This window comes from Blastomonas sp. UPD001 (assembly GCF_003426715.1).
Lineage (GTDB): Bacteria > Pseudomonadota > Alphaproteobacteria > Sphingomonadales > Sphingomonadaceae > Blastomonas.
The window spans coordinates 1,513,638-1,522,007 of sequence record NZ_QKVT01000001.1 but is presented as its reverse complement, the minus strand read 5'-3'; the positions used below and the strand labels follow the sequence as shown (position 1 = coordinate 1,522,007).

The 8,370-nt window shown below is 64.5% G+C and carries 8 protein-coding genes; 6 read left to right on the top strand and 2 right to left on the bottom strand.

Going from position 1 to position 8,370, the window contains the following annotated elements; genetic code table 11:
* Positions 1 to 254: 254 nt before the first annotated feature.
* Positions 255 to 1,382 carry a DUF2891 domain-containing protein gene (locus tag DM995_RS07735; protein WP_116969053.1) on the bottom strand — a complete coding sequence of 376 codons (1,128 nt, stop codon included), beginning with the start codon at positions 1,380 to 1,382 and terminating at the stop codon, positions 255 to 257.
* A 155-nt stretch (positions 1,383 to 1,537) separates the two neighbouring features.
* Between DM995_RS07735 and DM995_RS07730 the strand changes: the two genes are divergently transcribed.
* From DM995_RS07730 to DM995_RS07705, 6 genes are all read left to right on the top strand, one after another.
* Positions 1,538 to 2,965, top strand: coding sequence for a circularly permuted type 2 ATP-grasp protein (locus tag DM995_RS07730; RefSeq protein WP_198669293.1), 1,428 nt, complete (start codon positions 1,538 to 1,540; stop codon positions 2,963 to 2,965).
* Between the two features lie 31 nt (positions 2,966 to 2,996).
* Positions 2,997 to 3,938, top strand: a complete 942-nt coding sequence (locus DM995_RS07725) for an alpha-E domain-containing protein (protein ID WP_023839232.1) — start codon at positions 2,997 to 2,999, stop codon at positions 3,936 to 3,938.
* Positions 3,939 to 3,974: 36 nt separating this feature from the next.
* Positions 3,975 to 4,790: a transglutaminase family protein gene (locus DM995_RS07720; protein WP_023839233.1), complete on the top strand. Its 816-nt coding sequence runs from the start codon at positions 3,975 to 3,977 to the stop codon at positions 4,788 to 4,790.
* A gap of 223 nt (positions 4,791 to 5,013) precedes the next feature.
* The gene (locus DM995_RS07715) at positions 5,014 to 5,745 is read left to right on the top strand and encodes a proteasome-type protease (protein WP_023839234.1); all 732 of its coding nucleotides are present in this window, start codon (positions 5,014 to 5,016) and stop codon (positions 5,743 to 5,745) included.
* A 41-nt stretch (positions 5,746 to 5,786) separates the two neighbouring features.
* Positions 5,787 to 7,190: a PQQ-dependent sugar dehydrogenase gene (locus DM995_RS07710; protein WP_116969051.1), complete on the top strand. Its 1,404-nt coding sequence runs from the start codon at positions 5,787 to 5,789 to the stop codon at positions 7,188 to 7,190.
* Between the two features lie 37 nt (positions 7,191 to 7,227).
* Positions 7,228 to 7,566 (top strand): hypothetical protein, encoded by a 339-nt coding sequence (locus tag DM995_RS07705; RefSeq protein ID WP_232824176.1) that lies wholly within the window; start codon positions 7,228 to 7,230, stop codon positions 7,564 to 7,566.
* 176 nt (positions 7,567 to 7,742) lie between these two features.
* On the opposite strand, the gene DM995_RS07700 is transcribed toward DM995_RS07705, so the two are convergent.
* A partial coding sequence (locus tag DM995_RS07700) for a zinc-binding dehydrogenase (protein WP_157973280.1) occupies positions 7,743 to 8,370 on the bottom strand: 628 nt, incomplete at its 5' end.

Below are 8,370 nucleotides of genomic sequence, written 5' to 3'. Positions count from 1 at the left end.
CCGCTGCTGCCGTTCAGCTTAAGGCTGTGCATGATCATGCGATAGCGTCGCCGCCTGAAACGCCGTCATCCTGAACTTGGTTCAGGATCCATCATGCCCCAGCAGCCGAAGCCGCGTGGGGAGAAATGGGCCCTGAAACAAGCCTGTCCTGAGCGAAGTCGAAGGGTTCAGGGTGACGAAGTTATTTCGCTTACGTCAGCGCGGGGCCTTCGACAGGCTCAGGCTGAGCGGGCGTGGGTGCGCTGCGCTTGCACCTAGCTCCCGCCGATCCCCCGCTTCGTCGTGAGGTACGTCGCGAAGCTGCCCAGCCAGTGGCTGCCCTCGTAATTCTTGTCGCTCACCGCCTTGAGGCCGCTGTCGGCGTGCAGCTTCGCGGTCGCTAGCAGCGCGGGCACGCGCGGGTCGTCCTTGGGCAGTGCACTCGCGATGCCCTCCATCGCCCAGGCGCGCGAGAGGTTGACGCCGTCGAGATGCACCAGCTTGCCGTCGGTGGGATCGCGCACCTCGCCGGGGGTGAGCCAGCCGGTCGAGCCATCCGCCGGAATCTGCGGCAGGAACCTGGCCAGCCAGGCGGCAAATTCGGCCTGCGGCATCACCCGGCGCATCAGGTCGGCCTCCATCAGGCAGGGCGAGAGGAAATCCTCGCCCGACGGCTCATAGGCAAGCGGGCAGTTCACGTCCGCGCGGTGGAATTCGAGCGCCTTGGCCTCCAGCTGCTTTGCGAACGCGTCGTTCTTCACCCGGCGCGTATAATCGAGCATCAGGCCGAAGGCGAAGGCGCTCTGGTTGTGCGTGCCCAGCCGGATCGGATAGGCGAGCTTGGGCAGCCAGGCCTGGGTCTCGCCGACGATCTTCTGTTCGAGTGGACGCAGCGTCTCGCGCCAGGCCTTGAGCTTGGGGTCCTCGCTCTCGTCGAGCTCGGCCACCAGCTGCAGGAACCAGGCGGTGCCATAGGGGCGCTCGAAGCCCTTGCGGCCCTCGCCCTCAAGATATTTCAGCTCGGCCGCGATATTCTCCCTCGTGAAACTGCGGTCGAGCGCGGCGAGGATTGCCGGCTTCATCGGCGATGCGGGGTCGGTCTTGAGGATGCGCACCAGCAGCCAGTGCCCGTGCACCGACGAATGCCAGTCGAAACAGCCGTAAAAGGCAGGCGTCAGCTCCCGCGGCGGCTTTGCATCGCCATCATCGTTGAGCACATGCGAGATCTTGTTGGGATATTCCTTGTGCACGCAGGTGAGCGCCAGCCGGGCGAAGCGATCGTTCACCGCATCGGGCCGCGCCTCGGGGATCGCGATGGCTTTGTCCTCGCTCTTGGTTCCGGGCGATCCGCAGCCCGCGATCAGCAAAACGCCGGCCAGCGCCAGCCCCGTCCAGTTTTTCAAAGCCTTGTCCCCTTGCAGCGTCCTGGAGCGAATAGACACCAGACGTCGCAGCAAGACAAGGATCGCAGCCCGTCAAATCATCGGCAAGGACCTGCGGCCCGCGGGCGCATTTCCTGTCTTGCGGCACTGCACAATAGCTGTCACATCTTATGTCAATGACAGGGGATAAACCGCACTTTGACGAGATGCTGCTGCCCGATGGTTCGGTGCGCGCACCCTATAGCGAATTTTGCGAATGGTATGGCGCGCAGGACGCGTCCCGGCTGCGGACCAAGGCGCGCGATGCGGAGAATTTCTTCCGCCGCACCGGCATCACCTTCGCGGTCTATGGCGAGGAGGAGGCGAGCGAACGGCTGATCCCGTTCGACATCGTGCCGCGCATCATCTCGGGCCGCGAATGGGCGCGCCTCAGCCGCGGCATCGAGCAGCGCGTGCGCGCGATCAACGCTTTTCTGCACGACATTTATCATCGCCAGGAAATCCTGCGCGCGGGCCGCATCCCGGTCGAGCTGATCGCGAGGAACGAGGCGTTCCTGCCGCAGATGATCGGCATGGACCCGCCCGGCGGCATCTACACGCACATCATCGGCGTCGACATCGTCCGGACGGGACCCGACCAGTTCTATGTGCTCGAGGACAATGCGCGCACCCCGTCGGGCGTGTCGTACATGCTCGAGAACCGCGAGACGATGCTGCACATGTTCCCCGAGCTGTTCCGCAAGGTGCGCGTGCGCGAGGTGTCGGACTACCCGCGCAAGCTGCGCCGCTCGCTCGCCGCCAGCGCGCCGCGCGCGTGCAACGGCCCGCCCGAGATCGCGGTGCTGACGCCCGGCATCCACAACAGCGCCTATTTCGAGCACAGCTTCCTTGCCGACCAGATGGGGGCGGAGCTGGTCGAGGGGCACGACCTGCGCGTCGTCGATGGCCGGGTCGCGATGCGCACCACCCAGGGCTATCGCGCGATCGACGTGCTCTACCGCCGCGTCGATGACGATTTCCTCGATCCGCTCTCCTTCCGTCCCGATTCCGCGCTCGGCGTGCCCGGCATCATGGACGTGTACCGCGCGGGCGGCATCACGATTGCGAATGCGCCGGGCACCGGCATTTCGGACGACAAGGCGATCTACAGCTACATGCCCGAGATCGTCGAATTCTATACCGGCGAAAAGGCGATCCTCGAGAACGTGCCGACCTGGCGCTGTTCGGAAGCGGAATCGCTCGCCTATGTGATGGAGCATCTGCACGAGCTGGTGGTGAAGGAAGTCCACGGATCAGGCGGCTACGGCATGCTGGTGGGTCCGGCGGCGAGCCGCAAGGAGATCGCCGCGTTCCGCCAGAAGCTCAAGGCTCGGCCGGGCAGTTATATCGCGCAGCCGACGCTCTCGCTCTCGACCGTGCCGATCATGACGCGCCAGGGGCTGGCCCCGCGGCATGTGGACCTCAGGCCCTTCGTGCTCGTCTCGCCCAACGGCATCGACATCACGCCCGGCGGGCTCACCCGCGTCGCGCTCAAGAAGGGATCTCTGGTGGTCAATTCGAGCCAGGGCGGCGGCACCAAGGACAGCTGGGTGCTCGACGAATGAGCGCGGACATGACGATCGGGGGGACGCGCTGATGCTGGGCAAGACCGCAGGCGGCCTGTTCTGGATGCAGCGCTATATGGAGCGAAGCGAGAATATCGCGCGGCTGGTCGACGCCGGCTTCCGCATCGCGCTGACGCGCTCCGAAGCCGCCGAGGACGAATGGGCCTCGGTGCTGACCACGGCCGGCGTGCGCCAGGCCTATGCGCAGCGCTACGACAAGGTCGACGGATCGAGCGTCATCAACTTCCTGCTGCGCGACAAGACCAACCCGTCGAGCGTGATGTCGGTGATCGAGGCCGCGCGCAACAACGCGCGGCTGGTGCGCACCGCGCTGACCCGCGAGGTGTGGGAGGCTACCAACGAATGCTGGATGACGCTCAAGGAAGCGCTGCGCACGCAGATTTCGGACAACGAGCTGCCCGATGTGCTGAGCCTCATCCGCCAGCAAAGCGCGCAGGTGCGCGGCGCGCAGAGCGGCACGATGATGCGCAACGACATCTATTTCTTCGCGCAGCTGGGCACGTTCGTCGAGCGGGCGGACAGCACCGCGCGCATCCTCGACGTCAAATATTACGTGCTGCTGCCCTCGCTGTCCTATGTCGGGTCGAGCCTCGACAATGTGCAGTGGGAGACGATCCTGCGCTCGGTCTCGGCCTATCGCGCCTTCCGCTGGCTCAATCCGGGCGAGACCAATCCGCGCAACATCGCGCAGTTCATGATCCTCGATCAGGTGATGCCGCGCTCGCTTTCGTTCTGCGCCAGCCGCATGGCGAGCGCGCTCGAGGCGATCGCGCGCGAATATGGCGGGGCCGGCGATAGCCTCCACCAAGCCGCCGGGCTGAGCCAGGAGCTTGCCAACACCAATATCGACATGATCGTCGACAATGGGCTGCACCAGTTCATCCAGGATTTCATCAAGCGCAACAACAGCATCTCGGCGCAGATCGAGCAGGAATTCCGCTTCTATCATTGAGGCGGGGCGGAATTTTACAGGGGTTACGGGTCACTCATGCGGCTGCACATCGTCCATCGGACAAGCTATCATTACGACACGCCCATGCCCTATGCGCTGCAGCGGCTGCGCATGATCCCCAAGGATTCGCACGGGCAGAAGGTGATCCGCTGGACGACCAGCGTCGATGGCGGCACCAAGCAGGTCGAGTTCTACGATCACCACAACAACCATGTCGAACTGTTCAGCTTCGATCCCGACCAGCACGAGATCGTCATCCAGTGCGAAGGCGAGGTCGAGACCAGCGACCATGCCGGCATGGTCGGCCAGCATATCGGTTCTGCACCGCTCTGGTATTTCAAGCGCGAGACGCCGTTCACCCGGCCTGGCCCGACCATCCGCAAGCTGCTGCGTCAGTTCGAGGACCCCGGCATCGGTGGCGGCGATGCGCCGCGGCTGCACGCGCTGTCGGCGCTGGTGCGCGGGGCGGTGGCCTATGAGGTCGGGCAGACCGGTGTCACCACCACCGCCGAAGAGGCGCTGAATGCCGGGCACGGCGTGTGCCAGGACCATGCGCATCTGTTCATCACGCTGGCCCGGATGCTGGGCTATCCGGCGCGCTATGTCAGCGGCTATCTGCTGATGAACGACCGGGTCGATCAGGATGCAGGGCATGGCTGGGCCGAGGTGCATGCGCATGGCCTGGGCTGGGTCGGGTTCGATGTCTCGAACGGCTATTCGCCCGACGAGCGCTATGTTCGCGTCGCCACCGGGCTCGACTATCGCGAGGCCGCGCCGATCGCGGGGATCACGTTCGGCCGCGGCACCGAGGCGATGACGGTGACGCTGCAGGTGCAGCAGGTCCAGCAATAGCCTTAAGTTGAGCCGCTGGTTTGTCACCCCCGCGAAGGCGGGGGTTCCCGCTTTCTTCCCGCAAGCGCAACAGAAGCGGGATTCCCGCGTTCGCGGGAATGACGATGTAGCTGGAATGAGGTTTGGCGCGGCCCGACTTTTCCACAACGCCCATTGCCGCTTGACCGATTGTTGCGCATCGCGCCTTATGCGCGCCATGCGAATGAAGGGGGAGGACGCTCCTATGACATATTGCGTCGGGATGCGCCTGGACAAGGGACTGGTGTTCATGTCGGACACCCGGACGAACTCGGGCGTCGACAATATCAGCACGTTCAAGAAGATGTTCACCTGGGAAAAGCCGGGCGACCGCTACATCACGGTGATGACCGCGGGCAATCTCGCCACCACCCAGGGCGTGGTGAGCGTGCTCGAGGAGCGCACCAAGGCGCCGCATGAACGCAAGCCCTCGATCATGGAAGCGCCCACCATGTTCCAGGTCGCGCGCATCATCGGCGAGACCCTGCGCGACGAGATTGCGCGCACCCGCGCGATTGCGGGCGAAAGCGCGTCCTCGACGTTCAGCGCGTCGATGATCGTCGGCGGTCAGATTGCCGGCATGGACCCCAAGCTGTTCATGATCTATCCCGAAGGCAATTTCATCGAAGCAGGCGATGACACGCCCTTCTTCCAGATCGGCGAGACCAAATATGGTCGCCCGATCCTGGTGCGCGCCTATGATCGCGACATGTCGTTCCACGATGCGATCAAGCTGCTGATGGTGTCGTTCGACTCGACCATCAAGGCGAACCTGTCGGTCGCGCTTCCGCTCGATCTGCAGATCTACGCCTCGAACAGCTTTGCCGGGCGCAACCGGCGGATTCAGGCGAGCGATCCCTATTACAACCTGATCGCCGACCAGTGGAGCGATGCGCTGAAGAACGCCTTTCACTCGCTCCCCGATTATACCGGGTGATGCCGCTTGCGCGCGCTGGGGCCGCGCCCTAATTTGGGTGCATGAACACCAAGACGCGCAACATCCTCATCTTTCTGGGCCTCACCACCGCGGTGGTCGGGGGGGCTGGCTGGTATTTCCTCAGCGGCGATACCGCCGAACTCGACATCGCAGCCGTGAGCGGCCCTTCGCCCGAGATCACCGCGCCGCGCAAGGAGACCTTTCCGACCATCAACGTCGCCGATGTGAAGCCCTGGGGTGCGAACGAGGCCCCCGAGGCCGCGCAGGGCCTGACGGTCGCTCGCTTTGCCGACGGGCTCGATCATCCGCGCTCGATGCTGGTGCTGCCCAATGGCGATGTGCTGGTCGCCGAAACCAACAGCCCGCCGCGCGAGAACAAGGGCGTCGAGGGCATGGTGATGCGGCTGCTGATGAACAAGGCGGGCGCGGGCGTGCCTTCGGCCAACCGCATCTCGTTGCTGCGCGACAGCGATGGCGACGGCAAGGCCGAGACGAAGACGCCCTTTCTCGAAGGACTGAATTCGCCCTATGGCATGGTGCTGATCGGCGACACGCTCTATGTCGCCAATACCGATGCGGTGATGGCTTTTCCCTATTCGGAAGGGCAGACGAAGATCACCGCCAAGGGCCGCAAGGTGCTGAGCCTGCCTGCGCAAAAGCCCAACAATCACTGGACGCGCAACCTGATCGCCAATGCCGACGGCACCAAGCTGTATGTCGCGATCGGTTCGGCCTCGAACGTCGCGGAAAAAGGACTCGAGGTCGAAAAGGGCCGCGCGCGGATCATCGAGTTCGATCTTGCGACCGGCAAGAAGCGCGACTTCGCGGTGGGCCTGCGCAATCCGGTCGGCATGGCGTGGGAACCCAGTTCGGACGCGCTGTGGACCGTGGTCAACGAACGCGACATGCTCGGATCGGATCTCGTGCCTGATTACCTCACCAGGGTCGAGGCCGGCATGCATTTCGGCTGGCCGTGGAATTACTGGGGCGGGTACGAGGATTTCCGCGTCGAGCCGCGCCGCCCCGAGCTGCGCGAATATACCCGCCGTCCCGATTATGCGCTCGGCACCCATGTCGCGCCCCTCGGCCTGACCTTCGCCAGCAAGGCGGCGCTGGGCAGCGGCTTTGCCAATGGCGCGTTCGTCGCGCTGCACGGATCGTGGAACCGCAAGCCGGCCTCGGGCTACAAGGTGGTGTTCGTGCCCTTCGGTGACAACGGTCGTCCGGCGGTCACGCGCGATGCCAAGGGCAAGGTCACCGGCGGATTGCCGGTGGATGTGCTCTCGGGCTTCCTCACCAAGAGCGGCGATGCGAAGGGGCGTCCGACCGATGTCACCATCGACAGCAAGGGCGCGCTGCTCGTCACCGATGACGTGTCGGGGATCGTCTGGCGCGTGAGCAATCCGCAGGTCAGGGCCAAGCCAGTCGAAACCGCGATGCGCTGAGCATAGATGGCGAAAGCCGACCCCTAAGCCCTCCCCCTTGATGGGCAACGGCTTGGGCATAAAAGAAGCTATGCGCAAAACCAAGCCGACTGAAGTATTCGCTGTCGACATCGACTCGTCAATTGACACGTGTGACAAGCTTTTCAGCAGAGTTACAGACGTTGCGTATCTTGGGTATGGCACGTTCAGCGGCTGGGATGCCTTTATTGAAATGTTCGATGACCGGCTACAGTGGAGCGATATCGAGCTGACAATTCGCAACCGGGATCTATCGCAACTGCCAGCGAGAGACAGGCAGGTCTGGTGTGATGTGCTGCGCGATCTCCAGGCCCGCCATCCAGCCAAGCTCAAAGTCTCGCCCCCAGTCGATTTATGACCCGCTCAGGCTGGATAACGTTCCGCCGCACCACCTCCGCTCGTCCCTGAAACAAGTTCAGGGCAGGCTCTGAGCAGCGGGCTTCAGCCCGCGTCGTCGAAGGACCCGCGCCCAGGCTGGCCGTATAGCGGGGCCTTCGACAGGCTCAGGCTGAGCGGGGGTGGGTGACAAACTACTTACGGCACCACCACCTGCCGGATCGCCGTCCCGCTCGCCAGTTCATCGAACAGCGCGTTGATTTCGGACAGCGGGCTCACCGAGGTCAGCAGCTTTTCCACCGGCATGCGGCCGGCGCGCCAGAGGGCGATGTAGCAGGGGATGTCGCGCGAGGGGATGGCGTTGCCCATATAGCTGCCCATCAGCGTCTTGCCGTCGCCGACCAGCGAGACCGCAGGGATCGAGAGCATGTCCGCCGGGTTGGGCAAGCCCACAGTGACGATCCGACCTCCGCGCCGCGCCAGGCCATAGGCTTTTGCCAGCACCGGCGCCTTGCCGACGGTCTCGATCACCAGATCGGGCTTGCGGCCCAGGGCGGCGACCACCGCTTCCTCGGCATCCTGCGGATCGACGGCGACCACCGCCCCCAGTTCCAGCGCCAGCGCGCGCTTGGCGGGAACGGGATCGATCGCGATCACTGGATGCGCGCCGCCCGCGATCGCCGCCATCAGCGCGGCGAGGCCGACGCCGCCCAAGCCATAGATGACGACGCTTTCGCCCGCGCGCAACGCACCGCCGTTGAGCACCGCGCCCGCGCCGGTGCAGCACCATTTGGGCTCATCGGCCTTTGCCACGCACGCCGCGGTC

Excerpts from the sequence above, each read along its gene's own strand:
- DM995_RS07730 (WP_198669293.1), top strand. The coding sequence starts at position 1,538 with ATGACAGGGGATAAACCGCACTTTGACGAGATGCTGCTGCCCGATGGT.
- DM995_RS07725 (WP_023839232.1), top strand. The coding sequence starts at position 2,997 with ATGCTGGGCAAGACCGCAGGCGGCCTGTTCTGGATGCAGCGCTATATG.
- DM995_RS07720 (WP_023839233.1), top strand. The coding sequence starts at position 3,975 with ATGCGGCTGCACATCGTCCATCGGACAAGCTATCATTACGACACGCCC.
- DM995_RS07715 (WP_023839234.1), top strand. The coding sequence starts at position 5,014 with ATGACATATTGCGTCGGGATGCGCCTGGACAAGGGACTGGTGTTCATG.
- DM995_RS07710 (WP_116969051.1), top strand. The coding sequence starts at position 5,787 with ATGAACACCAAGACGCGCAACATCCTCATCTTTCTGGGCCTCACCACC.